Origin of the sequence: Streptomyces chartreusis (genome assembly GCF_008704715.1) — a bacterium.
GTDB classification, from domain to species: domain Bacteria; phylum Actinomycetota; class Actinomycetes; order Streptomycetales; family Streptomycetaceae; genus Streptomyces; species Streptomyces chartreusis.
In genome coordinates, this window is sequence record NZ_CP023689.1 from 2,582,544 (window position 1) to 2,609,434 (window position 26,891).

Consider the following 26,891-nt stretch of genomic DNA (forward strand, 5'->3'; position numbering starts at 1 on the left):
GCAACCGGATGACGACGCCGCTGCGAGCGCAGACGTCAGGCCGCGGTCGTCCGGGTGAAGCGGAGCGTGCCGGTGACCGTGGTGAGGCCGCGCATCATGCCGAGCTGGTTCCAGCCCATGCCGAACTGCTCGCGGTCCACGGTGAATTCGGCCTCCAGGGTGAGCGACTTGTCGTCCGCGCCGACGAGGCGGGCGGTGACGGACTTGGGGCGGCTGATGCCGCGCACGGTGAGCTGACCGACGACGTGCACCTCCTCGCCGTCGCGCAGTTCGGCGCTGCGGACCGAGAAGGTGATCTCGGGGTGATTGGCGGCGTCGAAGAAGTCGGCGGAGCGCAGGTGCTCGTCGCGCTTGGCACTGCGGGTGTCCAGGGAGGTGGCGTCGAGGGTGATCGTGCCGACGGCGGAGCCGTCGGACCGCACCTCGCCGTTGCCGGCGACGGCGGCGAAGGCGCCCTTCACCGTGACCAGGCCCCACATGGTCCTGTGCCGCAGGGCGACGGTGGAGGCGGTGCTGTCGAGCTGCCAGGTTCCGGTTTCGACGGCGACGGTCATGATCTTTCACTCCTGAGCATCGGGGGCATCGCAGGGGGACTGCAAGGGGGGTGTAATCCAAATTTGGACGACACCACACTAACCGATACTCCAAATTTGAACAACAGATACACTCGAATTCATGGCCGACCACTCCGACTGCCCCTCCGCCTCCGGCGACAGCCTGCTGCCCGTCGAGCTGCACGCCTGGATGCTGATGCTGGCCGCGACGGGAGCGGTCGAGCAGGAGCTGCGCAGCGTGGTCAAGGACCGGCTGGACGTCTCGCACGACGAGTTCCTGGTGCTGTGCCTGCTCGCCGCGGACCCCGGCCAGGCCCTGCGCATGACGCGGATCGCCGAGCTCCTGGGCCGTCCCAAGACTCGCCTCACCTACCAGATCGCCTGCCTCCAGCACGCCGGCCTGGTCACCCGGAGGTCGGTCTGCGGCGACAAGCGCGGCGTCGAGGTCGCGCTCACGGAGAAGGCCCGAGGCCTCCTCAAGGAGGCTTCCGCGGCCCTCGCGGAGACGGTCAAGGAGGCGCTGACCCGGTTCATGGGCCCCTCCCAGCGCGAGGCGATGTGCGCGCTGATGCCCGACTTCATCGGAGAGCCGGCTCCGGAGTAGTCCCGGCGACCGGGGGCGCGCGGACCGGCGGAGCACGTCCGCCGAACGTTCCCGGCGCGAACGCCGTCATAGCGGTACCGGCCCTCGAAGGGAGTGCCGCCATGACCGCCGTACCCGTCAGTGCCCGCGTCGTGTTCCGTGCCGCAGCGGCGGTGGGGCTGGTGTGCGCGGTCGCCGGCTGCGCCGACGAACCCGAGCCCGCGGCGACTGTCACCTCTTGGCGTGAGCCCGACTCGTACACCTACACGCTGCGGTCCAGCGAGGGAGAGCGGAGCCTGATCGGTGCCTTCCGGATCACTGTCCGCGACGGTGCCGTGGTCAAGGCGGTGGGCCTCGACGACAGCGGCCGGCGCGTCGTCGACGACGTCCCGGACACGGTGCCCACCATCGGGGAGCTGCTGGGCGAGTGGCGGCAGGCGCGGCGGGACGACGCGGACAAGGCGGAGGTCGAGTACGCGCGCGACGGGCACCCGGAGCGGATCTCGCTGGACTGGATGGAGAACGCGATCGACGACGAAGCCCTCTACGTCATCAGCGACTTCGAGCCCGTCGACGGCTGACCCGGGGCCGCACGGGAGACCGTCGTCCGGAGTCGTCGTCAGAGGTCGTCGAGATAGTCCCGCAGCGCCTGGGAGCGGGACGGGTGGCGGAGCTTGCTCATCGTCCTGGTCTCGATCTGACGGATGCGTTCGCGGGTGACGCCGTAGACGTGGCCGATCTCCTCCAGGGTCCGGGGGCGGCCGTCGGTGAGTCCGTAGCGAAGGGCGATGATGCCGGCCTCGCGGGCGGTCATGCCGGTCAGCAGCTCGCGGATGGCGTCCTGGAGCAGGTGGTGGGTGACTGCCTCCCAGGGGGAGGGCAGGTCGGTGTCCTCGATGAGGTCGCCGAACTCGCCGTCGCCGTCGTCGCTCAGGGCGGCGTGCAGGGAGACCGGTTCCCTGGTGTAGGCATCGATCTCGACGAGCCGCTCCACCGGTACCTCGGCCTTCGCGGCGAGTTCCTCGGGGGTCGGCATGATGCCCGTGTCCTGCATCAGCTCCCGGCGCGCGCGTGCCACCCGGTTGATGATCTCGACGGTGTGCACGGGGATCCGGATGGTGCGGCTCTGGTCGGCGAGGGCCCGGGTGACCGCCTGCTTGATCCACCAGGTCGCATAGGTGGAGAACTTGAAGCCCTTGGCGTAGTCGAACTTCTCCACCGCCCGGATGAGCCCGGCGTTGCCCTCCTGGACGAGGTCGAGGAAGTCCAGACCGCGGCCGGTGTACCGCTTGGCCACGGAGACGACGAGGCGGAGGTTGGCCTCGGTGAGGTGCGCCTTGGCCCGCCGGCCGTCCTCGATGAGGAACGCCAGCTCCTCCGCGTGGCGCCCTGGCCGCCCCTCCGCCAGGAGCCGCTCGGCGTACAGACCGGCCTCGATGCGTCTGGCGAGGTCCACTTCCTGGTCCGCGGTGAGCAGCCGGACCCGGGCGATGACGCGCAGATAGTCCTTCACCGGGTCGGTGCTGCCGCCCTGGCCTTCGAGCTGCGGCCGCGGACCGTCGGTGTCGTCGTCGGGCGGCGTCGGCGGCGCCGGGTGTGCGCCGTCCCGTTCCAGGACGCTCATGTGGCCTCCCTCCGCGGACGGCAGGGGAATTGCGGAAACCGCGCCGAACGCCAAGTCCGGCCTGCCGAACCGGAAACGTCGACGAATGGGATCAGCGCGCCTCCGGGCAATTCCGCGGACCCGTCAGGGAGATTGTGCTGCCGGGCACCTTTGACGACGCTTCGACTGCTCACTCATTCGAGGCTACCACCGCGATTCCGCCGCAGACGGCCGTCCGGGAGCCGCTATTCGCTGTGATGAACCTCGCGCTTGACAGGCGTTTCAGGGGTGTGGGCAATGAAACCGAGCGGATGCTCATTTCGCCTCCCGTCGCCCCTGCGCCCCTTGACCGAAACCCATCCACGTCATTTGCAAAGGGAATCAAAAAATAGTTTCTAGATACATCAAGGTGGCCTGAAAGAGATCCGTGCAACAGGTCCACGAGGCGCATCCTTGCCTTCGTTCGCCGACATGCTCGTGCCGGAGGCGACCGCTCCGGCACGCCGATCCCCGAGGGAGTCACAGGGCGTGGGACGTGGCAGGGCAAGTGCGGAAAAGATCGCCGCGGAGGCGGCCGAACGGCTCCTCGCGGCCGGTCGGTTGCTCCAGCGGGCGCCGACCACACCGGAGGGACGGGCGGTCTTCCGCACGGACCAGCAGGTCAACGACGCGCCGTACCGGGAGCGCTGGGCGCACGACAAGGTGGTGCGCTCCACCCACGGCGTGAACTGCACGGGCTCCTGCTCGTGGCAGGTGTACGTCAAGGACGGACTGATCACCTGGGAGACACAGGCGACCGACTACCCCTCGACGGGCCCGGACCGCCCCGACTACGAGCCCCGCGGGTGCCCGCGCGGCGCGTCGTTCTCCTGGTACACCTACTCACCGACCCGGGTCCGCTACCCGCATGCGCGAGGTGTGCTGGTGGAAATGTTCCGTGCGGAGAAAAGCCGTGCGGGAGGGGATCCCGTGGCGGCGTGGGCGGAGATCACCGGGGACCCGGACAAAAGGCGCCGCTATCAGTCGGCGCGCGGCAAGGGCGGCCTGGTCCGGATCGGCTGGGACGAGGCGCTGGAGATCGCCGCCGCCGCGCATGTGCACACGCTGCTGGAGTACGGGCCCGACCGGATCGCGGGATTCTCGCCGATCCCGGCGATGTCCATGGCCTCGCACGCGGTCGGCGCCCGCTTCCACGCGCTGATCGGCGCGCCGATGCTGTCGTTCTACGACTGGTACGCCGATCTGCCGATCGCCTCGCCACAGGTCTTCGGCGACCAGACCGACGTCCCCGAGTCGGGTGACTGGTGGGACGCGGCCTATCTGATGCTGTGGGGCTCCAATGTGCCGGTGACACGGACCCCGGACGCGCACTGGATGGCCGAGGCCCGCTATCGCGGTCAGAAGGTCGTCGTGGTCTCGCCGGACTACGCGGACGCGACGAAGTTCGCCGACGAGTGGCTGCATCCGCATCCGGGCACCGACGGCGCGCTCGCGATGGCCATGGGCCACGTCATCCTGCGCGAGTGTTTCGTGGAGCGGCGGGTGCCGTACTTCACCGACTACGTCAGGCGGTTCACCGATCTGCCGTTCCTCGTCACCCTCGACGAGCACGAGCACGAGCACGAGCACGAGCGGGGGCAGGGGCCGGGGCGGGAGACGGAGACGGCCACCCACACCCCCGGCGCCTTCGTGACCGCCCGGGACCTCGATCTCGCCCGGACCGCCGACGCAGCGGCGCGGCGCTGGATGCCGGTGTTCTACGACAGGGTGTCCGGCGGTCCCGTCGTGCCGAACGGCACGCTGGGCGACCGCTGGGGCAAGGCCGGTGAGGGCCGCTGGAATCTGGACCTCGGCGACGCCGAACCCCTGCTGACCTTCCACCGCCGCCCCGGCGCGACCCGTGCCGAGGTGGTGCTCCCCCGCTTCGACGAGGCCGGCGCGACGGTGCGGCGCACGGTGCCGGCGGTGCGGCTCGGCGACCGGCTGGTGACGACGGTGTTCGATCTGATGCTGGCCCAGTACGGCGTGGGACGCGACGGGCTCGGCGACTCCCGGCCGGTGCCGTACGAGGACGCGGCCACGCCCTGCACCCCCGCCTGGCAGGAGGCGATCACCTCGGTGTCCGCCGGGGCGGTGGTGCGGGCGGCACGGGAGTTCGCGCGGACCGCCGAGCAGACCCGGGGCCGCTGCATGATCGTGATGGGCGCGGGCACCAACCACTGGTTCCACTCCGACACGATCTACCGCTCGTTCCTGTCGCTGTTGCTCCTCACGGGCTGTCAGGGCGTCAACGGCGGCGGCTGGGCCCACTACGTCGGCCAGGAGAAGGTCCGCCCGTACGCCGGGTGGCAGCAGCTGGCCACCGCCTCCGACTGGGTGCGCCCGTCACGGCAGATGGCGGGCACGCCGTACTGGTATCTGCACACGGACCAGTGGCGCTACGAGAGTTCCGGCGCCGGCGCCCTGACCGCGCCGACCGCGTCCGGCACGCTCAGCGGTCTGCACACGGCCGACCTGGTGGCGCGCTCCGTCCGGCAGGGCTGGATGCCGTCGAGCCCCACTTTCGGCGCCAATCCGCTGCGGCTCGGCCGGCGCGTGCACGAGGACGGCGTCGACCCCGCGCAGTGGGTGGCCCGCGAGCGGGAGGCGGGCCGTCTCTCCTACGCCTGCGAGGACCCCGACGACCCGGCCAACTGGCCGCGGGTGCTGACGGTGTGGCGGGCCAACCTCATCGGCTCCTCGGCCAAGGGCAACGAGTTCTTCCTGCGGCATCTGCTGGGCGCGTCCGACAACGCCGCCGCCGAGGAGACACCGCCCGGCCTGCGGCCCCGGGAGGTGACGTGGCGGGAGGGGGCGCCGCGCGGCAAGCTCGACCTGCTGCTCGCGCTGGACTTCCGGATGACGTCCACGACCCTGTTCGCGGACCTGGTGCTGCCCGCGGCCACCTGGTACGAGAAGCACGACCTGTCCAGCACGGACATGCACCCCTACGTCCACGCCTTTTCCCCGGCGATCAGCCCGCCGTGGCAGGCGCGCACGGACTTCGAGATCTTCCACGGGCTCGCCGCCGAGGTGGCCCGGCTGGCCGCGGGGCGCCTGGAGACGGCCCACGACCTCGTCGCCACCCCGCTCCAGCACGACACCCCCGGGGAGGTGCCGCCCGACGGGCCGACCGCCCCGCAGTTCACCCTCGTCGAGCGGGACTACACGGCGATCGCCGACCGGATCGCCGCGCTCGGCCCGCTGGTCGAGGAACTGGGGGTGACGGCGAAGGGCGTGACCGTGCGGCCGGCGCGGGAGGTGACCTGGCTGGCCGCGCGGTGCGGCACGGCGGCCGCACGGCCCCTGCTGGACACGGACGTCAAGCTGTGCGAGGCGATCCTCGCCCTGTCGGGCACGACCAACGGCCGGCTCGCCGCCGAGGGTTTCGAGCGGCTGGCCGAGCGGTGCGGCGCGGACACCGGTCTCGCGGAGCTGGCGGCGTCGGTGGCCGAGCGGCGGGTGGAGTTCTCCGACACCCAGGCCCGTCCGGTGCAGGTCGGCGCGAGTTTCGAGTGGTCGGGCAAGGAGGCCCCGGACCGCCGCTACTCGCCGTTCACCATCAACACCGAGCACTTCAAGCCCTGGCACACGCTCACCGGGCGGCAGCAGTTCTATCTGGACCACCCGTGGATCGCGGAGTTCGGCGAGCAACTGCCCGTGTACCGGCCGCCGTTGGACCTGACGTCGGACGTGCGCGAGGAGGACGGCCGCTCGGTGACCGTCCGCTATCTCACCCCGCACTCGAAGTGGTCCATCCACTCCGAGTACCAGGAGAACCTGCTGATGCAGACCCTGGCCCGCGGCGGCCCGGTGATCTGGATCGGCGTGGACGACGCCGCCGCGATCGGTGTCACGGACAACGACTGGGTGGAGGCGGTCAACCGCAACGGCGTCGTGGTCGCCCGCGCGGTCGTCTCCCACCGCATGCCGCCCGGCACCGTGTTCATGTACCACGTGCAGGAACGCCTGGTGAACGTCCCCAGGTCCGAGGCCACCGGCCGGCGCGGCGGCGTCCACAACGCCCTCACCCGCCTGCTGATCAAACCGACCCATCTCATCGGCGGCCACGCCCAGTTGTCGTTCGCGCCCAACTACTACGGCCCGACCGGCAACCAGCGCGACGCGGTCACCGTCATCCGCCGCCGCTCACAGGAGGTCGACTACTGATGCCGCAGGGCGAGACCAAGGTCGGACGCGTCATGGCCCAGGTGGCGATGGTGATGAACCTCGACAAGTGCATCGGCTGCCACACCTGCTCGGTCACCTGCAAACAGACCTGGACCAACCGGTCGGGCACCGAGTACGTGTGGTTCAACAACGTCGAGACCCGCCCCGGCCAGGGCTATCCGCGCTCCTACGAGGACCAGGACAGGTGGAAGGGCGGCTGGCGGCTCAAGCACGGCCGGCTGGTGCCGCGCAGCGGCGGCCGCGCCCGGCGCCTGGCCCGCCTCTTCGCCAACCCCGAACTGCCCTCGCTCGACGACTACTACCAGCCCTGGACGTACGACTACGAGAACCTGATCGGCGCCCCGCTGGGCGACGACGTCCCCACGGCCCCGCCCCGCTCCCTGATCGACGGCCGTCCGACACGGGTGACCTGGGGCCCGAACTGGGACGACGACCTGGGCGGGGGACCCGAGCACATCGCCGGCGACCCGGTGCTCCGGCGGATGAACGAGCAGGTGCGGCTGGAGTACGAGCAGGCGTTCATGTTCTATCTGCCGCGGATCTGCGAGCACTGCCTGAACCCGTCGTGCGTGGCGGTGTGCCCCTCCGGGGCGCTGTACAAGCGGATCGAGGACGGCATCGTCCTGGTCGACCAGGACCGCTGCCGGGGCTGGCGGATGTGCGTGACCGGATGCCCGTACAAGAAGGTGTACTTCAACCACGCCACCGGCAAGGCGGAGAAGTGCACGATGTGCTACCCGCGCATCGAGGCGGGTCAGCCCACCGTCTGCTCCGAGACCTGCGTCGGCCGGCTGCGCTATCTCGGGGTCGTCCTCTACGACGCCGACAGGGTCGGCGAGGCCGCCGCGACCGCCGACGAACGGGACCTGTACGAGGCGCAGTTGGGCTGCTTCCTCGACCCCGAGGACCCGGTCGTGCGGCGGGCCGCCGAGGACGCCGGCATCCCGCACGACTGGATCACCGCCGCCCGGCGCTCCCCCGTGCACGCGCTGATCAGCCGGCACCGGGTGGCGCTGCCGCTGCATCCGGAGTACCGGACGATGCCGATGGTCTGGTACGTCCCGCCGCTGTCGCCGGTCGTGGAGTCCCTGACCGCCACCGGCCACGACGGGGAGGACCCGGCGAAGCTGTTCGCGGCGATCGACTCCCTGCGCATCCCGCTGGAGTACCTGGCGGGCCTGTTCACCGCGGGTGACGTGGCGCCCGTGGAGGCGGCGCTGTGCAGGCTGGCGGCGATGCGCTCCCACATGCGGCGCGTGAACCTCGGCGAGGAGCAGGACCCGGCGATCGCCCGCTCGGTCGGGATGGACGCGGCGGGCATCGAGGCGATGTACCGGCTGCTCGCCCTCGCCAAGTACGACGAGCGCTATGTCATCCCCACCAGCTACACGGCCGAACTGCCCGGGGACGACGCCGACGCCGGGTGCAGTCTGGACGGCCACGGCGGTCCGGGCATGTACGCGCCGGACACCTTCCACGCCCCGCCGGGTCCCGGCCCGCAGCCCGAGCACGCCGGGGCGTCGCTGCGCGGCCGTGTCAACCTCCTGAACTGGAACGGGCGCGGACGCCCCGACGGCCTCTTCCCCGGCGGCGAGGAGCGGACATGAGGACTGCGCTGATCCACCAGGCGGCCTCGCTGCTCCTGCTGCACCCCGGCCCCGACTGGCCGCGGCGGCTGCGTCTGGTCACCGACAGCCTGGCCGGTGTACCGGGGGCGGACACCGAGCCGCTGTCCCGGTTCTGCGCGGCGACGGCCGGGGTCGCGGACCTGGAGCTGTCGGCGCGGTACGTGACCACCTTCGACCGCAGCCGCCGGCGCACACTGCACCTGACGTACTACACGGACGGCGACACCCGGCGCCGCGGCCGGTCCCTGCTGGCCTGGCGGGAGTTGTACCGCGCCCACGGCTGGCAGCCGCCCACGGACGAGCTGCCCGATTTCCTGCCGCTGGCCCTGGAGTTCGCCGCCCGCTGTCCCGGGCCCGGCCGCCGGGCCCTGCTGGACCATCGCGCGGCGCTTGAGCTGCTGCGCCTGGCGCTGCGCGAGCACCGCAGCCCGTACGCCGACGTCCTGGAAGCCGTCTGCCGGACGCTGCCCGGTGCCTCGCCCGCCGACCGGGCCGCCGCCCTTCGCCTGGCCCGCTCGGGCCCGCCCGTCGAGACGGTCGGTCTGCTGCCGTTCCCCCACCGCCCGTCGTCGCCGCACGCGCAGGAGCCCGCCCGGTGAAGCATCTGCACATCGCCCTGTGGGGCGTACTCCCCTATCTGGTCCTCACCGTCCTGGTCGCCGGGACCGCCTGGCGCTACCGCTACGACCGCTTCGGTTTCACCACCCGCTCCAGCCAGCTGCACGAGCACCGCCTGCTGAGCGTCGGCGGGCCGCTGTTCCACTACGGGCTGTTCTTCGTGGCGGCCGGGCACGCCGTCGGCCTGCTGGTGCCGGAGTCGTTGACCGAGCGCGTCCACGTGCATGAGTGGCTGTACCACGCCAACGCCCTGGTCGTCGGCGGGACCGCGGGCCTCACCACCCTCGCGGGCCTGGCGGTCCTGCTGTACCGGCGGCTGCGCGTGCCCGCCGTCCGGGCCGCGACGAGCCGCAGCGACCGCGCGGTGTACCCGCTCCTCGCCTGTGTCCTGCTCGCCGGGCTCACCGCGACCGCGACGACGCTGCGACCGGACTCCTACGACTACCGGCTCGGCGTCTCGGTGTGGTTCCGCTCGCTGCTGGTCCTCGACCCGGACGTCCCGGCCATGTCGGGGGCGCCGTTCGCCTATCAACTGCACGCCCTGCTCGGCATGGCCCTGTTCGCGCTGTGGCCCTTCAGCCGTCTGGTCCACGCCTTCACCGCACCGCTCGGCTATCTGGCCCGCCCTTACGTCGTCTACCGCTCCCGCGGCTGACGGAGAGGCGGCCGGCGCTGTGCGCCGGCCGCCTCTCCGTTGCCTCCGTGGCGACGCAGGACGCGTCTCAGAAGGCGGAGTTGCTGCAGCCCATCTCCGAACCGAGGTGGGTGCTCTGGCTGGCCGGGTTGCCCTCACCGTTGAGGCCGTTGCCCAGCACGCCGTTGAGGATGCCGACCACACCGAGGATGTCGATGTTCAGGTCGTGGGACTTGCACTGGGTGCTCTGCTGGACTTTGTACGCGTTGCCCTGGCCGTCGCCGTCCATGCCCGCGGCGTGGGCGGAACCGACGGACAGGACTCCGACGCTGCTGAGGGCGGCGACCAGGACGGCGGCCTTACGAAGCTTGTGCATGTCATCTCCGGTGAAGCGAGGTGGATGCGATACGTGAAGGATCGACTCCTTACCGGAAATGGACATTAGTGAGAAATGCCCCAAATAATCCTTTGACGCGCCGAGTTTCTCGATCTCATCCCGTTCACACCCGCCCACGCCTCCCTCCCGATGGAAGGAGTGCAAATGCCCGGTTAGCATACTTTTATGGCGCCGTTGTGGGGGTACGCCATCGAGGAGGCTCGGACGGGCATGGCAGATCCCGCACACACGGACCCGGGACGCATCGACGTCCATCAGCACGTCATCCCACCCGCCCGCGGACAGGCCATGGCAGGCCGCGCCGCGGCCGTCGGCTGGCCGGCGCCCGCGTGGGACGAACAGAGCGCGCTCGCCATGATGGACCGGCGCGAGATCGCCACCGGAATGCTGTCGTACGCCGCACCGCTCGCCGGCCCCGACGATCCCGCCACCGCACGCGAGGTGGCCCGGAGCGTCAACGAGTTCACGGCCGAGCTGGTGAAGAACCGGCCCGACCGCTTCGGCCACTTCGCCGTCCTCCCGCTCCCGGACGTGGACGGCGCGCTCGCCGAGGCGGCGCATGCCCTCGACGAACTGGACGCGGACGGCGTCCTCGTCCTGTCCAACGCGCACGGCCGCTATCTCGGCGACCCGGCGTTCGAGCCGCTGTGGGCCGAACTCGACGCCCGCTCCGCCGTGGTCCTGGTCCATCCGACCGCGCCGCCGGGCCCTCCGATGGCGGATGTGCCGCTTCCGCTGGTCGACTTCCCCTACGACACGACCCGCGCCGCACTGCACATGACCATGCGGGGCGTGCCGCGCCGTTACCCCCGGATGCGGATGATCCTCCCGCACGCCGGTGGCTTCCTGCCGTACGCCGCCCAGCGCTTCGCCCTCGCCGCCCGGCTGCACACGGACGCGACCGGCGACGGCGGCGGCACGACACCCGAGGGCTTCCTGACGGACCTGCGGCGCTTCTACTTCGACACCGCCATCTCGACCGGCCCGGCGACCCTGCACGCCCTGCTCGCCTTCGCCGCGCCCGATCACATCCTGTACGGCAGCGACTTCCCCATGCTCCCCGAGGACTGGGGCACCGACTTCGACACCGCGCTGGGCGCCTACCCGAACTGGGAGCCGGGCCGGCTCCACGCCATCGATCGCGGCAACGCCGAACTCCTGATTCCGCGGCTGGCCCGGACACCCGTGACGTGACCGCGGGCGGGCCGCATCGCTCAACTGCCCGCGGCAGGCCGGGCTATGTGTGACGGCACGTGGGCAGGGCGACCCCGGACGGGGCGAAGTCGGCGACCGTCGGTGCGCCCATCAGGGCCATGACCTCCTCGAACTCGTCGATGAGCAGGCGCAGGACCCCGGCGACACCCTCGGCGCCGGAATGGGCGAGGCCCCAGAGGGCCGGGCGGCCCGTCAGTACCGCGTCGGCCCCCATGCACAGGGCCTTGGCGATGTCCGCGCCGTGGCGGATCCCGCCGTCCAGGACGACCTGGCATCGGCCGTCGACGGCGGCCACGATCTCCGGCAGGCACTCCGGCGCGCTCGTGGCGAAGTCGAGCTGGCGGCCGCCGTGGTTGGAGACGATGAGCCCGGACACGCCGTGCTTGACGGCCAGTTCGGCGTCCTCGGCGGTCAGAACACCCTTCAACACCAGCGGCAGGGACGTCAGTTCACGCAGCCAGGCGAGGTCGTCCCAGGTGATGGAGGCGTCGAACTGCTCCATCGAGTGCCTCGCGATGGCGGACTCCCCGTCCCGGCTGCCGTGGGACGCGGCCATGACCTCCGGCGACAGGTTGACCGCGCGGATGCCGGCAGGGACGGCGAACCCGTTGGCGGCGTCCCGGGGGCGGGACGCGACCCGGGGCGCGTCGACCGTCAGCACCAGCGCGCGGAATCCGGCGGCCTCGGCCCGGTGGACGAGGTCCGCGAGCAGATCGCGGCGCTTGAGCCAGTACAGCTGGAGCCACAGGGGCCCGCTCGCCGCCGCCGCGATGTCCTCCAGGGTCCGGCTGGCGAACATGCTGACCGTGAGCAGCGCGCCGGCCTCGCCCGCGGCCCGCGCCGTCGCCACCTCGCCCTCCGGGTCGGCGAGCCGGTGATAAGCCATGGGGGCGATGCCCAGCGGGGCCGCCAGCCGCGCACCCAGCAGTTCCGTGCCGGGGTCGCAGCGGGAGACGTCGACCAGGCAGCGCGGCCGCAGCCGGATGCGGTCCAGCGCCTCCCGCCCCGCCGTCAGCATCGACTCGGTGCCGCTGCCGCCCGCGAGGAAGTCCCAGACCGGCCCCGGCAACCGGCCCTTGGCCGCTGCCTCGTACGTGCGCAGCGTCAGCACCTTGTTCTCTCCGTTCTCCGAAAGGTGGATGGTGGGGTGTGCAGTCGGCCCGGTCGCGTGCCGTCAGGCGGCGGTGGCGGTGAGCTGCGCGGTGATGAAGGCGGCCAGCCTGGCGACGCCCTCGGTGATCTCCTGTGGGCTCTGGGAGCTGCACGACAGCCGCAGCCGGCGGGTGCCGCCCCCGTCGAGGTGGAAGTCGGACATCGGGGTCCACAGCACGCCGAAGGCGCGTGCGGAGAGTTCCAGGGCCCGGTGGTCGGCGGTGAAGGGGACGTCGACGACGAGGAAGAAGCCGCCGTCGGGACGGTTCCAGGAGATGCCCAGCTCCGCGCGGCGCCGCGCGGGGAAGTGCCGCTCCAGTTCGTCGAGCAGCGTGTCCATGTTGGTGCGGTAGTGGGCGATGGTGCGGGCGTTCGCCTCGCGGAGCCGGCAGTCGCTCTCGATGAGCAGTCCGCCGATGACCGCCTGGCTGACGGCGGAGGTGTTGACCGTGGTCATGCTCTTGATCTTCGACAGCTCGTCCGCGAGCAGTGAGCGCCCGCCGGCGGGGCCGACGACCTCCTGGTCGGCGATGACGTAGCCGACGCGGGCTCCGGGCAGCGCCGTCTTGGCGAAGGAGCCGAGATGCACCACCCGCCGGCCGCGGTCGAGGGCCTTCAGTGTGGGGCGGGCCGGGCCGGTGCGGACGAAGAAGCCGTAGGGGTCGTCCTCCAGGACGAGCAGGTCCTCGTCCGTCGCCACCTCCAGCAGGCGTTCACGGGCCGCGAGGCTCATGCTCCCCCCGGACGGATTGGCGAAGTCAGGGACCGTGTAGAAGGCCCGCGGGCATTCACCGGCCTCCCGGCTCGAGCGCACCGCCGCGAGCACGGCCTCCGGGTCCGGTCCGGCGGGGCCCTCGGGTACGGGGCGCACCCGGATGCCCAGCAGCCGGGCCGCGCCCGTGATGCCGACGTAGCAGGGGGAGCTGACCAGCAGAGTGTCCTCGGGGCGGGCGAAGAGTGCCCGCAGGGTGAGGAGCATGGCCTCCTGGCAGCCGGTCGTCACCACGATCGCCTCCGGCGGGACGTGGATGCCCTCGTCGTTGGCGACCGTCCTGGCGATCAGTTCGTGGATGAGGCCGTTGGTGCGGCCGTACTGGAACAGCTGGGTGCGTACCCGGTCGCGGGACCAGCAGAGTTCCTTCTCCAGGTAGGTGGTGTAGGTGAGGAGGTGGCGGGCGAGGTCCTCCGGTTCGAAGTCGCCCTCGGTGGGCCGACCGGGGGCGAAGGAGATGGCGTCGGGGAAGCGGCCGACGACCTCGTTGAGGAAGTTCATCGCGTCGAGCACCGGGTCGCTGAGCGATCCGTGCAGCTCGGCGAGCGACAGGGCCTGCGGGAGTGGTGGCGCTGCTCGGGTCACCGGTTCAGGCCCCTCTCGGCGCGGCCGCGAAGGCCGTACTCAGGTTCGGTCCGGGCGTCGTGCTGCGGGCGGGGATGCGGGCCCGGCCCTGGATGCCGCGGACCAGGGCCGTGGAGAGCAGCTCCGTGTGGGCGCGCCGCTGTTCCGGCTCCCGTACGGTGCCCAGCCCGCGCAGGGCGTCGACCACCTGGTGCAGGTCGAGCGCGAACTCGGCGAGGACGTCGGCGACGGCGACGGCGTTGGAGCCGAGGATGTCGGTCCACAGCTCGGCGCTGCCCGCGGCGAGGCGGGTCACGTCCTGGAGTCCTTGTCCGGCGAGCCCCAGCTGGGTCTGCTCGCCGTGCAGCAGACGTGCCGCGAGCAGGCTCGACACCAGGTGCGGGGCGTGCGAGGTGAGGGCGACCGCGCGGTCGTGCTCCGCGTGGGCCATCACGACGGGCCGGGCCCCGCACAACTCGGCCAGCCGACGGGCGCGTTCGACGGCCTGCACGCGGGTCTCCGGTGAGGGGGTGAGCACCCAGGGCCGGCCTTGGAACAGGTCGTCCTTCGCGGCGAGCGGCCCGGACTGCTCCCGGCCGCCCATGGGGTGCCCGCCGACGAAACGGGTCAGGTCGCAGCCGGCCCTCGCGGCCTGTCGCTGCGGCAGTTCCTTGACGCTCGCCGCATCGGTGAAGTCGTGCGCGAGGTCCTGCGTCTGGTGCTCCTTGAGTGCCGCCGCGACGTGCTGCGGCGGCACCGCGAGAACGGCGAGATCGACCGGCTCGCGAGGTCTTCCCGCGATGCCGGCCCCGAGGTCGGCGGCGATGCGCGCCGCCTCGGGGTTCGTGTCGATCAGATAGGTGGTCACGCCCCGGCCCCGAAGGGCCAGGGCGATCGAGGTACCGATCAGGCCGGTTCCGACCACTGCGGCACTGCGCATCAGTGATTGCTCCACAGCAGCGGCAGGAACTCGGGGTCGCTGTAGTCGGGCCTGCCGTCGGCACCGCGGCGGACGAGGACGTCGTGGTTGTAGGCGACCTTGGTGCCGTCCGAGCGGAAGAAGTCGCGGTAGCGGTTCTCGCCGTCCTGGAGGTGGAAGGAGATGGCGCGGCGCGGGCGGTCGCTGACGTTGGCACCGCTGCCGTGGTAGGTGCGGCAGTGGTGGAAGTTCACATGCCCCTTGGGGATGAGGACCGGGATCTTGCGGACCTCGACGCCGTTGTAGGCGGCGTTCTCCTCCAGCATCACGTCCAGTTCGGAGCGGTCGCGCTCGGCGAAGTGGAGCGAGGTGCTGTCGTTGTCGGCGGTCTCCTTCCACACGTGGCTGCCGTCGACCATCGTGATGGTGCCCATCTCCTCGTCGCAGTCGTGGAAGGGGATGAACGCGGTCAGCATCCGCTCCGAGGTGGACGTGGACCAGTAGTGCCGGTCGAAGTGCCAGGGCACGATGTTCGACTGCTCCTGCGCCACCGGCGGCTTGTAGATGAGGGTCGACTGGAACACCCGTATCTGCTCGGCCTCGGCGAGCCGTGCGGCCACCGCGCCCAGCAGGGGCTTGCGCAGGATGCGGCCGATGGTGTCGTCCTCGTAGTGGATGTAGTCGTTGTGCCGCTGCACGGGACCGTGCTCCGGCTCCCAGTACGCCAGCTTGGGCGGGCGGGCCGGCAGGGTACGGTCGCGGTGGCCGCCGTAGAAGCGCTCGCTGGCGGCCTCCAGCTGCTCGACCTCCTCGTCGGTGAACAGCTTCTTCGACAGGTACCAGCCGTGCTCGACGTAGAAGTCGACGTCCTCGTCGGTCGGAAGGAGGGCGCGCTCCTCGTCGGTGAGGGTGAAGTTCCGGGAGTCCTGCACAGTCATGGTCTTCCTTACGCGTACGTGGATCGATGGACGGTTGCGCGAGGTACCCGGGTCAGGAGGTGGCCTTCTCACGGGCCACGGCCTCGTAGAGCGCCTTGATGTTGCCGCTGCCGAAGGTGCGGGCGCCGTGCCGGTCGATGACCTCCCAGAAGTAGGTCTTCCGCACGTGCTGGGACTGGGTGAAGATCTGGAACACCTGGCCCCAGTGGTCCTCGTCGATCAGCACGTTGGTCCGGCGCAGGTCCTCGACCTGGAGGTTCATGCTGGCGAAGCGCTCCTGGAGCTGGTCGTAGTAGGAGCCGGGAGTCTGGAGGAACTTCACGCCCCGGTTCTCCAGGGTCTGCACGGTGCCGACGATGTCGTCGCACAGCAGCGCAAGGTGCTGCACACCGGCGCCGCCGTGGCGGGCGAGGAAGGTGTCGATCTGGCCGGGCTCGCGGTCGGCGACCGGCTCGATCAGCGTGAAGGTCACCTTCCCGGAGGGGCTCTGGACCACCTTGGAGTCCATGGCCTGGGTGCCGACCTCGATGAACTCCTCGAAGATCTGGGAGAACCCGAAGACCTTCTCGTAGAAGGCGACCGTGGGCCGCAGTTGCCCCGCGGGCAGGCAGATCGCCGCGTGGTCGACGGTGCTCAGGAGGTGCTCGCCCTCGTCGGGGTCCGGGGCGATGATGTCCATGACGCCGGGCAGGAACTGCTCGCGGTCACCCGAGCGCTGGACGAAGCGGTGCGCGACGTCCCCGAAGCCCAGGACCGACGCGGTGACGACCTCGGTGCCGTCCTTGCTGTGGACGGCGGGCTGCTCGACCGGGGTGGCACCCCGCTCGACCGCGAGCTCGAAGGCCTTCGTGGCGTCGGTGACTTCGAAGGCGATGTTGGCGACGCCGTCGCCGTGCCGGGCCACGTACTCGGCGGCCGGGTGGGCGGGGCTCAGGGCGGAGGTGAGGACGACCTCGATGCCGCCCTGGCGCAGCAGCAGCGAGCGGTGGTGCGGCTGCCCGGTCTCGGGGCCGGCCTGCCCGCATATTCGGAAACCGAACGCGGTGCACAGGTAGAAAGCGGACTGCTGGGCGTCCCCGACGTAGAACTCGACGTGGTCTACGGCTCCGATGTCCATGCCGTGCCTTTCTTTTTGAATGATCGACAGGTGTGGCCGGCGCGTTATCGGACGGCCGACAATTCTGCTGCATCGATATTCTGCGGCGACCAGAATCCGTAGTCGCCCCGACGGTAGAGCAGTGGTTCACGGGGGAAGACCGCGGTGCCTTCCACCCGGGCTATGAAGAGCCAGTGGTCGCCCACCTCGATCGCGTTCTCGACTTTGCATTCCGCATAGCTGAGGGCGATGTCGACGAGCAGTGGCGCGCCTTGGGCGACGGCGGAGGGCCGCCACCGCGTGTTCGCGAACTTGTCCGTGGCCTTGCTCGCGAAGACCTGCGAGGCGACCTGGCCGGACGTGGCGAGGAAGTTCACCGCGAACGCCTGCGACGACATGATCGCCGGGAGCGTCCGGGAGCCCTTGCCCACGGAGATGAGCAGTGACGGATCAGCCGCCGAGACCGCGCACACCGCGTTGCTGGTGAATCCGAACGGCTGCCCTTCTCCGTCCATCGCGGTGACGATCGCAATGGGAGTGGGGAAAGAGCCGAAGAGTTCGCTGAACCGTGCAGAACCTACGTCCATGAAATCCCCCGGTTATTCTGCGGTGGCGCCCACGAGAGTTTCCTCCCGCGCGGCTATTGCGAGGCCGAAAGCACGTACCGTCAGAGGCAGCATGATCGCGCCGAATCCGGTGAGAGCGATCGCGAGCACGAGGACGAGCCGTTGCGGGCTCACGTCGTTCCCGGAGCCGGCCACGAGAAGACCGGCGATCGGCAGGGCCATCATGTTGAGCAGATAGAAGGGCCCCATCACCTTTCCCAGGTGCTCCTCCGGCAGGACCTTGATCCGCTGCGTGCGGTTGAAGACGTTGAAGTACGTCACGCCGACCATGGCCGCCACGAACGCCGGGGCGTACAGCAGCATGGAGTCGGCGAACCCGATGAGCAGCAGGCAGGCGCAGAGAAGGGCGAGGCCGAAGACTCCGAGCATCCGCACGTCGACCCGGCGCAGCACCAGCGGAATCACCAGGAGATTGACGATTCCGAGTACGCCGATGCAGATGTTGAGCAGGGCGAACGACGATTCGGGGGCGTGGAACACGCCCGTGACGAGTGCTGCGTTCGCGGCGAGCACCGTGGCGAAGACCAGGTTGATCGAGAAGTTCAGCGAGGCCAGCAGGACCAGCGGCCTGCTGCCGGCCAGCAGAGACCAGCCCAGGCGGAGTTCGGCGAGGATCTCGCGCGCTCCGCCGCTGCCGGGCGAGCGCAGCCCGCGCGGCAGCGGCAGCCAGCAGGCCGCCCCCGCGAAGAAGATCGCCGCGGCGCCGCCCAGCAGCCAGACCTTGTCGATGAAGGCCACGCCGAGCATGGCGAGGGCGGGGCCGACGGCCATCGCCGACACCTCCATGCTCTGCACCAGGCCCTGGATCTTGGCCAGTTCGGTGCCCTTGGCGAGCTGCGGCACCACCTTCTCGACGGACATCCGGACCGGCGCCATCAGCAGGGACAGCAGCGCCCCGGAGGTCATCAGGATCGGTGTCAGCAGCGAAGGTGCGGCCAGGCAGCCGATGAGGGCGCCCGTCAGGACGACACCTCGGCCGGCGGTGACGACGGAGAACAGCCGTGAGCCGCCGTCCCGGTCGGCGAGGAGGCCCGCGAACGGATACGCCAGCAGGGCGGGCAGCCACTCGATGGCATAGGCGAATCCGAGGGCGGACACCTCTTCGGTGTCCTGGAAGATCAGCAGAGGAACGGCGAACAACACCATCTGCTCTGCGACGATTCCGAGGAGGACACCGCAGGCGAAAAGCCTTTGGTGCAGCGCTGATCCCTTGGTCATGACTTCGGTCGCTCCCTTTTGCTCGGCCGGCCGGGGCCCGGCGCGAGACGGCTCACTCCGGCACCGGAACGGTCTCGATGCGGAATCCAGCGATGATCTTGCGAATGTCCGCCTCCACGGCCGCCTCGTCGCCGGTCAGGATGAACCGCCCGCTGTGCACCGCGTCATAGCTGCCGCCCGGCTGGAGCACTTCTCCGGGGCTCGGCACCAACTCGCGCCATACCGTGGGGAATTCGTCGCTCATCGGAGTCGAGGTGACGACCTTCGCGGGGAGACCGCCGGGCTTCGGAATGATGAGCCAGCCGCCCGAGGGGTCATCCGGCATCGGCGGAAGCGTCACCCGTCCCTCGCAGAGGGCGTCCAGCCAGACCTCGAAGAGGTTGACCCCGAAGAGTTTCTCCGTGAGATACGGCACCTCGGCCCCGCCGATACGGCCCGCGATCTCCAGGAAGACGAGGTCCTCGTCGGCCGTGACGAAGAGTTCGAGGTGGAACGGCATGGAAGTCATGCCGAGGGCGGACACGCAGCGCCGGGCGAATTCCTCGATGCGGCCGCGCAGCGGGGATTCCTGGACGACGACCGAACCGAGCGGCTGTCCGCCGGCCTCGAAGGCGAGGCAGTCGTTGATGTAGCGGGACACCGCCATGAACGGGATGCCGGCGTCCTCGCCCGCGAATCCGTCCACGTGGAAGATGGACCCCTCGATGAACTCCTCGAGTTCGTAGTCGTCGGTGTCGATCTGCTCCAGCAGCTTCGAAAGCGTGCCTTCGTCGTCGACGCGGTGCACTCCCATGCTGGCCGCGCCGGACACCGGCTTGAGGATCAGCGGGAACCCGGTCGTACGGGCGAAGTCCACCGCGGAATCGGCACCGTCGCAGGAGGCGAACCGGGGTACCCGGACGCCGGCTTCCGCGACCAGTTCCTTCATCCTCAGCTTGTTGCGGTAGACCGCGACGTCCTCGGGGCGCGGGCCGGGAATGCCGAGCGCCTCGCGCACCTCGGCCGCGATGCCGAGCGTGAACTCGGAGACGGCGATGAGCCGGTCGACCGGACCGACCTCGTCCGCGACCCCCCGGACCGCTCCGCACAGCGCGTCGAAGTCGTTGACGTCGCCGACCTCGACGAGCGCGGCGATGTGCGCGGGGTCCGCGAGGACGCCGGTGGCGCCGACCGGGTCGACCACGTAGCTGACGCGGTGCCGCTCATGGTCGATGAGTTCCTCGAAGCGGCCGAGGGAGAAGTCCCAGCGCTGTCCGTCGGGGAACCTGGGCCAGCGGTTGACGACAACAATGTGCACGGGTCACTCCTCCGTCGCCGCGGGAACCGTCTTGATCGACAGGGTTCGCCGGGTGAACTCGATTGCTTCTTCCAGCTCCTGGGGCGAGTCGGCGGCGAGCACCGCGTACGCGGTCCGCTGGAGTGACGAGGAAGCGGGGCCGACGGTGTCGCCGACCGCCACCCTGAACGCGGCGTCCACGACGGCGGGGTGCTCCCGGACCTCGTCCAGCCCGTCCAGGGCGATGACCTCGCCGGGGTCGGAGACCAAGAAGAGGCTGGCGGCGTGCCGTACCGGCCCCTGCGGCGGCGGTGGCAGTTCGGCGCCGACGGCGAGCCGCACGACCATCTCGTGCCAGTCGATCCCGTACGCCAGGGAGCAGAGCTCCATGATGTGGTCGCCGGGCGTGCGGACCGCCACCTCCATCACGGCCGGCCCCGCACTCGTCAGCCGGAACTCCAGGTGGACGATTCCGGTGCGCATCCCGATGGCGGTCAGGACCGAGCGGCCGAGTTCGGCGACCCGTTCGGCGTCCGCCGCCGGCAGGGGCGCCGCGACCCGGTGGGCGAGCTCGATGAAGCGGGGCGGGCCCGTGGTGGTCTTGGCGGTCAGGTTCGCGAACCAGATCTCGCCGTCCCGGACCAGGGCCTCCCAGCTGTACTCGGGTCCCTCCAGCGCGCTCTCCACCAGCAGCGGCCGTTCCGCGGCCCGGCGGTGTGCGGCATCGTCGAAGGCGGCCGCGTCGGCCACCAGTTCGACGCCGGCGCTGCCGGCCGACGACAGCGGCTTCACCACCACGGGCAGCCGGGCGCCGGCCCACTCGGCCGAGGCCGGCAGGTCGTCGGTCAGGAGGTACTCGGGCTGGCCGATGCCGTGGGCGCGGAAGCGTCCTCGCTGGAGTGCCTTGTTCCGGGAGACGACGGCCGCTTGGAGGGACGGTCCGGGCAGTGCGAAGCGGTCCTGGGCCATGGCGGCGCCGAGGACGTGCGACTCGGTGAACGCGAGGATCCCGTCCGGCCGGCTCTCCAGCGCGGCCGCGTGGACGGTCTCGGCCCACAGCTCGTCCAGCGAGCCGTACCTGCCCCCGCTCGGCTCGACGGCGTCGACCAGGTCCTCGATCGCGCCGGCCCAGTCCCGCGCCTCGATGGCGCGCACCCGCAGGCCGAGTCGCCGGGCGGCCGCCACGTACGGGCGGCCCATCATCCCGACGCCGACGAGCAGCAGCTCCCGCTCACCGTGCTCGCTCATGACGACTGCTCTTCGAGGCGCCGGATCAGCGGCTCGACGTTGGTGAAGAAGTTCCGCATCTCGTCGCGGGTCGGCCAGCCGGAGAAGATGAACTCGCTGATGCCCGCGGCCTTGTAGCTGTGGATGTACGTCGCCACTTCCTCGAAGCTGCCGACGATGCACAGCGCCGGGCCGCCGCGGTAGGCGACGGCGCCGGTCCAGATGTACGGCGACAGCCACTCGTCGGCCGCTTCGTCGGCGAGCTTGTAGGAGGACTTCACCGCCTCGGAGTCGGTGGTGTTCACCCACTGGCGGATCCACGCGGCGTGGTCCTCGTCCGGGTTGCGCATGAGGTGGGCGAGCTCCGCCACCGCTTCCTCGCGGGTGGGCCGGGCCAGCACATGCATCCGGGTGCCCACCCGGCAGCCCTTGTCGATCAGGGGCCGGGCCGCCTCGGCGATCCCCTCGGGGGTGTCGCCGTAGCGCAGCCAGCAGTCGCCGGAGGCCAGCGCCGTCTGCTGGGCCACGGCGGAGGCACCGCTGATGTAGATCTCGGGCCTGCCGCCGTCCTTGTGGCCGAGGCCCAGCGCCGCGTCCTTGACGGTGTAGTGGTGGCCGTCGTAGCTCAGCGGCGACTCGCCCTCCCAGAGGCCGCGGATGACCTCGAGGAACTCGTTGCAGCGCGCGTAGCGCTCGTCGTGGCTGAGGAAGTCGCCGTAACCGGCCTGCTCCGCGGGGGAGATGCCGGAGACGATGTTGAGCGAGATGCGTCCGTCCGACATCCAGGACAGCGTGTTGACGACCTGCGCGAACAGGGTCGGCGACATCAGGCCGGGACGGTAGGCGAGCATGAACTTGACGCGTTCGGTCACCTGCGAGAGCGCGCCGAGCACCGGCAGCGGGTCGGGCAGGTAGTTGGAGATGCCGAACAGCAGGCTGTCGACGCCGAGTTCCTCGGCCTCCTGGACGAAGTCGACGACCTCGCCCATGTCGAGCTTGCCGATCTTGTACGTGTCGGTCGGCGTCGACTGCCCCGTGTCGGGCGGCGAGCACCAGTGAAAGCGCAGAGCGTCCATGTTGAGTGTTCCCTTTCAGTTCAGGCGCCGAGAACGCGCACCCGGTCACCGATCTCGGACCAGCGTTCGTGGGCCTCTTCGGGGGAGTCCGCGATGAACACGACGGCGGCGACCCGGCAGCTGTAGTCCGCCTCGTCCGTCTTGATCCCGGCACCCGGCTCGATGAGGACGGGGCTCGCGACGACCCACGGCTCGGCCGTCAGTTCCTCCCAGCCGTCGAGCCGTGCGTACGAACCGGCTCCGCCCGCGGTCAGGAAGCGGATTCCGGCGGCCTTGGCGGCGGGCTCGCGATGCGCCTGCGCGCTCACCGGGTCGGCGCCGGTGAGGTCCGCGAGGACCCGGCCGGGCAGCACGAGGCCGGTGGCCATCTCCATGAGTTCGGTGATCTTGTCCCCGGGCAGCCGCGCGGCGACCTCCATGAGGACCGGGCGGCCCTCGTCGAGGCGCAGCTCGCAGTGGAACGGCCCCGCCGTGATCCCGACGGCCCTGACGACGTCGGTGGCGTACGAGGCCATCGCGTCGCGGGCGCCGTCGTCGACCGGGGCCGGGGTGAGGTGTCCGAGCTCCAGGAACCGGGGCTCGGGGCCGAGCAGTTTGCGGGTGACGGCCACGACGACGACCTCGCCGTCGTGCACATAGCCGTCGGCGCTGTACTCCGCGCCGGGCACGTACTGTTCGAGGATCGCGTCGGTGGTCAGCGCCCGGTCGAACTCGAGGCCCTCCTCGGCGTGCATCGCGGCCAGCGCGGCGCGCGCCTCCTCGACGGTGTCGACGCGGGACACATGGACGCTGCCGCCGGAGTCGACCGGCTTGATGACGGCGGGGAAGCCCACGTACGCGCAGGCGTCGTCGATCTCCTTCGGATCGCCGACCACGATGAACTTCGGAACCTCAAGTCCGGCCGCGGCCACCGCCTCGCGCATGCTCGCCTTGTGGCGGACCTTGTCGACGGCGTCGAGGTCCAGGCCGGACAGCCCGAGGAGGGCCGACAGCCGTGCGGCGGCCGGCACGTAGTACTCGCCGCCGGCGACGACGGCGTGGATGGGGTTCCGCCCGTGGGCACGCTCGACGGCCGCCTCCAGGGCAGCGTTGTCATTGGTGTCCACCGTGAGTATCTCCGTGGCCAGCGAGCGCACGGCGTCGGCGACTCTGCGGCCCTCGTTCTCATGGGAGGCCACCACGACGTCCCAGCCGAGGGAACGGGCATGTACGACGTAGGCGTTCGCGGAGAACGCCGGCTGCACCACCAGGACTCGATAAGACACAGAAATTCCTCGAATCTGACTCTGACGCGGAGATGTCCCGCTCGACGGAAATCGGTCAGGCGGCCGTACCCGGCTTCGGCCCGTTCCAGCCGACGTCCCCGGCGTACACAGAAGTCGAACCGGCGCCTTCGGCCGTGGGCCCCGCGACAACGGCTGCCGCCGGCAGGCCGAGTCCGAGGGTTATCGCGACGACCGCGCCGGCGACGTTGCCGCGAAACACGGCACGGGCGGCGCGAGCGAAAAATCGCTGATCCTGAAGCATGAAAACCAGACTCCCCTTGCAGATTGCCATGCTGGAAGGGAGTTGGAACCGGATCTCTCCCCCCAGAGACCTTTCGGTGCCTCCAATATTTCGCGACCGCGCCCGGCGGGCAAAGCACTAAGATGGTTCGGGTTTCCGCAGTACCGGAAACCGCATGGTCCATATCTATGCAAAACGGGCATAACCAGGGGGAAGAGTGAAGGACGCAAACGACTCGGAAGATGATAAAAACGGCCAAACCAACCGCCGTCTCGCGGCGCCGGCGAGTAACTCGGCGGAGCCGCAAAAGTTCTTCCGCGGAATGGTCGAGCATCTCGCAGAACTGAGCCGACTCGCAGATGAACACGTCTGCCGGTTGAACAGCACATTGCCGGAAGACAGCGGTCAGCGTTCAGACATCCGCTACATCCACGGCCTGACCGATATCTCCGAGGCAATCAACGAAGCTCTTTCGGGAGCCACTCGGGAAATCCTTACCGCACAGCCGGACGGTTCCCGCCCGAGTGGAGTTCTGAAAGACGCTCTGGAAAGCGTGCGGCGGCATATATCTGCGGGTGTCGCAATGCGGACACTTTATCAACACAGTACGCGTTTCGATGAGGCGACCAAGGAATACGTGCGCGAGGTGACCAGACTCGGCGCATCGGTCCGTACCCTGGACGAGTTCTTCGACCGGCTCGTCATCGTGGACGACGTCGCCTTCATAGCCGCGAACGAGGACCGCACTTCCGCGGCGGCGGTGCGGGAGCCGGCCGTCGTGCGATTCCTCCGCGACACCTTCGACAGATCGTGGGACCGGGCCCAGCCCTTCCCCTTCGTGCCGCACCACGCGGCGAAGGCCGCGGACGAGGTCATCCCCGCGATCCGCACGTCCATCAAACGCCTGCTGATCGAGGGCTATCCGGACAAGCAGATAGCCCGTCGGCTCGGCATCAGCGAGCGGTCGCTCCAGACGCACATCGCGTCCATGAAACAGGAACTGGGCGCCCGCAACCGCTTACAGATGGGGTACCTGCTGGGCAGGAACGGCACGACGTTCGTGCTGTGACCCGGCCTCGGCCGGTCAGTTGACCTGACCGGCCGGTCGCATCGTGAGCTGGTTGATGTCCACGCCCTCGGGCTGGTTGATGGCGAAGACGATCACGTCCGCGATCTGCTCGGCGGTCATCGCGGGCGCCGCCTCGGGGACACCACCGCGCTCGTTCCAGAACGGGGTGTCCACGACGCCGGGGGCGACCAGGGTGACGCCGACCCCGTCCTTGGAGACCAGCAGCCGGGTGTTCTCGGCCAGGGCGTGCACGGCCCACTTGGTGACCGAGTACAGGTTGCCCGGGGTGTTCCGGACGCCCGCGACCGAACCGACGAGCACGATCCGGCCCTTGGACTCCCGCAGATGGGGCAGCGTCTCCCGGACCAGCAGGGCGGGCCCGAGGACGTTCGTGAGGACCATGGAGCGCATCGCCTCGGGCTCGTGGTTCTCCAGGTTGCCGGGCAGCGAGAACCCGGCGTTGGCGACGACGTGGTCCAGCCGGCCCCACGCGCCCACGATCTCCCGTACGGCCGAGGCGAGATGGTGCTCGTCGCTGCTGTCACCGGTGAGCGTCATCAGCCGCTCTCCCGCACCGGCGGTCGCGGCGAACGCGGCCAGCCGGTCGGCGCTGCGGCCGGTGACGGCCACGCGGTGCCCCTGCTTGAGCAGGGCGCGGGCGGTGGCTGCGCCGATGCCGGTCGAACCGCCGGTGATCAGCGTGACGGGTTCCAAGGGACGGCCTCCTCGTGGACGGCGAACATCGGCGGCCACAAGGGCAGTTGGAGACCGGCTCCGGCGCACCGGCCGACGGTCGGCCGCTCGTTCCTGGTCCCGATGCTAGTACGTCGGTGCCCGTCAGAAGGTGTCGCGCCAGTCGCGTGAGCCCGCCGTCGGCGTCGCCGTGCCCGCGGTGACGCGGCGGTAGGCGGCGCGGGCGTGGACGATCCTCGCCAGGATCGTGCCGACGAGGCTCGCGGTGAACAGGCAGGCGAGCCAGACGGTGTCGCGGGAGCCGGTCCAGGTGAGGGTGCCCGCGGGCGGGATCGCGAAGCCGTTGAGGAACAGCCAGCACAGCAGCGCCGTGCCCGGGGCCGCGGTGAAGCGGGCGCACAGTCCCAGCAGGGCGGCCAGCAGGGACAGCCCGGCCAGGGCGAATCCGGGTCGGTCCGGGCCTATGAGCAGGTTGTGCACCGCCACCAGGAGCAGAGCGCCGGCGAAGGCCGTGGCCCACACCAACGGCGTGGCCACGGGGCGGGGCACGGGCCTTGCCTCGACGCTGAGGGACACCCACCGGATCATGCAGACAGTTCCTTTCCGTCCTCCCCGATGCCCCGGCAGCCCATCGCTCGGTCAGTCGGAACCCGGACGTGGATTGTCCCACCCGGCCCGGCCCCCCTGGGTAGCACCTATCCGGACGTGCGCGGCCATGGGCACCGCCCCTCAGGCCGGTGGGTCGACCGCCCAGATACGGCTGCGCAGGTCCGAGCCGCGCACCACCTGCACGCGCCAGGGGTCGATGCGCAGCAGCTGGTAGTCGGGGCTGTCGGGGCCGCCGCTCCAGTAGAGGTGCGGGTCGTAGCCGACGCCCGGAGGGCTGGTGCGGCGGTACAGCTCCCAGCCGCGCAGTTTGGTGTCCCGGTCGTCCACCCAGGCCGAGACGCTGTCGACGAACACCGCGTCCTGGCAGGGGTGCCAGTAGGCGTACGTCGTATGGGGGTTGTTCGCCAGGTGTGCCGCCTTGACGGGGGTCCGGAAGACCGCGAGCCAGCCGACGGGGCGCTCGTCGACGGTCTCCCAGACGGGCTGGACGACCCGGGCCCGGGGCCGGTTGCGGCGGTCGACGGTGATCATCGTGCAGTAGACGGTCTGCTGGACGTACTTGACGAAGGCGGCCTCGATCTCGGAGAACGAACGCACCTGTGCGGCGCCCATGGCGGTACCTCGGATTCGCGGATGTGGGAAACGGGGCGGGCCGCCCGGCCGCTCGCGGGGAGCGGCCGGGCGGCCG

The 26,891-nt window shown here is 70.4% G+C and carries 26 protein-coding genes; 8 read left to right on the forward strand and 18 right to left on the reverse strand.

Annotation, left to right across the window (positions count from 1 at the left end; all coding sequences use genetic code 11):
• Positions 1-35: 35 nt before the first annotated feature.
• Positions 36-554: a YceI family protein gene (locus tag CP983_RS10795; RefSeq protein ID WP_125525539.1), complete on the reverse strand. Its 519-nt coding sequence runs from the start codon at positions 552-554 to the stop codon at positions 36-38.
• A gap of 121 nt (positions 555-675) precedes the next feature.
• On the opposite strand from CP983_RS10795, the gene CP983_RS10800 reads away from it, so the two are divergent.
• The gene (locus CP983_RS10800; RefSeq protein WP_125525540.1) at positions 676-1,158 is read left to right on the forward strand and encodes a MarR family winged helix-turn-helix transcriptional regulator; all 483 of its coding nucleotides are present in this window, start codon (positions 676-678) and stop codon (positions 1,156-1,158) included.
• A gap of 101 nt (positions 1,159-1,259) precedes the next feature.
• Complete coding sequence (locus CP983_RS10805; protein ID WP_150499452.1) at positions 1,260-1,718, forward strand: DUF6174 domain-containing protein; 459 nt, start codon at positions 1,260-1,262, stop codon at positions 1,716-1,718.
• 38 nt (positions 1,719-1,756) lie between these two features.
• On the opposite strand, the gene CP983_RS10810 is transcribed toward CP983_RS10805, so the two are convergent.
• Positions 1,757-2,761, reverse strand: coding sequence for an RNA polymerase sigma factor (locus CP983_RS10810; protein WP_150499453.1), 1,005 nt, complete (start codon positions 2,759-2,761; stop codon positions 1,757-1,759).
• Between the two features lie 507 nt (positions 2,762-3,268).
• Between CP983_RS10810 and CP983_RS10815 the strand changes: the two genes are divergently transcribed.
• The 4 genes from CP983_RS10815 to narI are packed head-to-tail and all read left to right on the forward strand — an operon-like array spanning position 3,269 to position 9,871.
• On the forward strand, positions 3,269-6,949 hold the full coding sequence (locus CP983_RS10815) for a nitrate reductase subunit alpha (protein WP_229914689.1): 3,681 nt from the start codon (positions 3,269-3,271) through the stop codon (positions 6,947-6,949).
• Positions 6,949-8,577 carry a nitrate reductase subunit beta gene (gene narH, locus CP983_RS10820; protein ID WP_163017041.1) on the forward strand — a complete coding sequence of 543 codons (1,629 nt, stop codon included), beginning with the start codon at positions 6,949-6,951 and terminating at the stop codon, positions 8,575-8,577. Before CP983_RS10815 ends, narH begins: the two co-directional genes overlap by 1 nt.
• A complete protein-coding gene (gene narJ / locus CP983_RS10825) occupies positions 8,574-9,197 on the forward strand; it encodes a nitrate reductase molybdenum cofactor assembly chaperone (protein ID WP_107907572.1) in 624 nt (207 codons plus the stop codon). Before narH ends, narJ begins: the two co-directional genes overlap by 4 nt.
• Positions 9,194-9,871, forward strand: coding sequence for a respiratory nitrate reductase subunit gamma (narI, locus tag CP983_RS10830; protein WP_150499454.1), 678 nt, complete (start codon positions 9,194-9,196; stop codon positions 9,869-9,871). The genes narJ and narI overlap by 4 nt, the downstream gene beginning before the upstream one ends.
• Before the next feature lie 67 nt (positions 9,872-9,938).
• Here narI and CP983_RS10835 read toward each other — a convergent pair whose 3' ends face one another.
• Positions 9,939-10,226, reverse strand: a complete 288-nt coding sequence (locus CP983_RS10835) for a hypothetical protein (protein WP_107907570.1) — start codon at positions 10,224-10,226, stop codon at positions 9,939-9,941.
• Between the two features lie 231 nt (positions 10,227-10,457).
• Here CP983_RS10835 and CP983_RS10840 point away from each other — a divergent pair, with 231 nt between their 5' ends.
• Positions 10,458-11,441, forward strand: a complete 984-nt coding sequence (locus CP983_RS10840; protein WP_150499455.1) for an amidohydrolase family protein — start codon at positions 10,458-10,460, stop codon at positions 11,439-11,441.
• Positions 11,442-11,484: 43 nt separating this feature from the next.
• Here the strand turns inward: CP983_RS10840 and CP983_RS10845 are convergent, their stop codons facing one another.
• The 12 genes from CP983_RS10845 to CP983_RS10900 form a co-directional block, all read right to left on the reverse strand.
• Positions 11,485-12,573, reverse strand: coding sequence for an alpha-hydroxy acid oxidase (locus CP983_RS10845; protein WP_208852834.1), 1,089 nt, complete (start codon positions 12,571-12,573; stop codon positions 11,485-11,487).
• 63 nt (positions 12,574-12,636) lie between these two features.
• Complete coding sequence (locus CP983_RS10850) at positions 12,637-13,971, reverse strand: aminotransferase-like domain-containing protein (protein WP_229914690.1); 1,335 nt, start codon at positions 13,969-13,971, stop codon at positions 12,637-12,639.
• A 4-nt stretch (positions 13,972-13,975) separates the two neighbouring features.
• On the reverse strand, positions 13,976-14,890 hold the full coding sequence (locus tag CP983_RS10855; RefSeq protein WP_150499456.1) for a prephenate dehydrogenase: 915 nt from the start codon (positions 14,888-14,890) through the stop codon (positions 13,976-13,978).
• A complete protein-coding gene (locus CP983_RS10860; protein ID WP_107907568.1) occupies positions 14,890-15,807 on the reverse strand; it encodes a phytanoyl-CoA dioxygenase family protein in 918 nt (305 codons plus the stop codon). The genes CP983_RS10855 and CP983_RS10860 overlap by 1 nt, the downstream gene beginning before the upstream one ends.
• Before the next feature lie 52 nt (positions 15,808-15,859).
• Entirely contained in the window at positions 15,860-16,924 is a 1,065-nt protein-coding gene (hppD, locus tag CP983_RS10865) for a 4-hydroxyphenylpyruvate dioxygenase (RefSeq protein ID WP_150499457.1), read from the reverse strand.
• Positions 16,925-16,968: 44 nt separating this feature from the next.
• Complete coding sequence (locus tag CP983_RS10870; RefSeq protein WP_107907566.1) at positions 16,969-17,490, reverse strand: flavin reductase family protein; 522 nt, start codon at positions 17,488-17,490, stop codon at positions 16,969-16,971.
• 12 nt (positions 17,491-17,502) lie between these two features.
• Positions 17,503-18,747, reverse strand: coding sequence for an MFS transporter (locus CP983_RS10875; RefSeq protein WP_150499458.1), 1,245 nt, complete (start codon positions 18,745-18,747; stop codon positions 17,503-17,505).
• A gap of 52 nt (positions 18,748-18,799) precedes the next feature.
• Positions 18,800-20,044, reverse strand: coding sequence for an ATP-grasp domain-containing protein (locus tag CP983_RS10880; RefSeq protein ID WP_107907564.1), 1,245 nt, complete (start codon positions 20,042-20,044; stop codon positions 18,800-18,802).
• A gap of 3 nt (positions 20,045-20,047) precedes the next feature.
• Entirely contained in the window at positions 20,048-21,271 is a 1,224-nt protein-coding gene (locus CP983_RS10885; RefSeq protein ID WP_150499459.1) for an ATP-grasp domain-containing protein, read from the reverse strand.
• The gene (locus CP983_RS10890; RefSeq protein ID WP_150499460.1) at positions 21,268-22,326 is read right to left on the reverse strand and encodes an LLM class flavin-dependent oxidoreductase; all 1,059 of its coding nucleotides are present in this window, start codon (positions 22,324-22,326) and stop codon (positions 21,268-21,270) included. The genes CP983_RS10885 and CP983_RS10890 overlap by 4 nt, the downstream gene beginning before the upstream one ends.
• Before the next feature lie 20 nt (positions 22,327-22,346).
• Complete coding sequence (locus tag CP983_RS10895; protein ID WP_125525549.1) at positions 22,347-23,591, reverse strand: ATP-grasp domain-containing protein; 1,245 nt, start codon at positions 23,589-23,591, stop codon at positions 22,347-22,349.
• A 55-nt stretch (positions 23,592-23,646) separates the two neighbouring features.
• Positions 23,647-23,883 (reverse strand): hypothetical protein, encoded by a 237-nt coding sequence (locus CP983_RS10900; protein WP_150499461.1) that lies wholly within the window; start codon positions 23,881-23,883, stop codon positions 23,647-23,649.
• A 166-nt stretch (positions 23,884-24,049) separates the two neighbouring features.
• On the opposite strand from CP983_RS10900, the gene CP983_RS10905 reads away from it, so the two are divergent.
• On the forward strand, positions 24,050-24,901 hold the full coding sequence (locus CP983_RS10905) for a helix-turn-helix transcriptional regulator (protein WP_150499462.1): 852 nt from the start codon (positions 24,050-24,052) through the stop codon (positions 24,899-24,901).
• 15 nt (positions 24,902-24,916) lie between these two features.
• On the opposite strand, the gene CP983_RS10910 is transcribed toward CP983_RS10905, so the two are convergent.
• The 3 genes from CP983_RS10910 to CP983_RS10920 all read right to left on the reverse strand — a co-directional run bounded on the left by CP983_RS10910 (position 24,917) and on the right by CP983_RS10920 (position 26,815).
• Positions 24,917-25,615 (reverse strand): SDR family oxidoreductase, encoded by a 699-nt coding sequence (locus tag CP983_RS10910; protein WP_150499463.1) that lies wholly within the window; start codon positions 25,613-25,615, stop codon positions 24,917-24,919.
• A gap of 123 nt (positions 25,616-25,738) precedes the next feature.
• Positions 25,739-26,182 (reverse strand): hypothetical protein, encoded by a 444-nt coding sequence (locus tag CP983_RS10915; RefSeq protein ID WP_107907558.1) that lies wholly within the window; start codon positions 26,180-26,182, stop codon positions 25,739-25,741.
• A gap of 141 nt (positions 26,183-26,323) precedes the next feature.
• Positions 26,324-26,815 (reverse strand): pyridoxamine 5'-phosphate oxidase family protein, encoded by a 492-nt coding sequence (locus CP983_RS10920; protein WP_125525553.1) that lies wholly within the window; start codon positions 26,813-26,815, stop codon positions 26,324-26,326.
• Positions 26,816-26,891 lie beyond the last annotated feature (76 nt).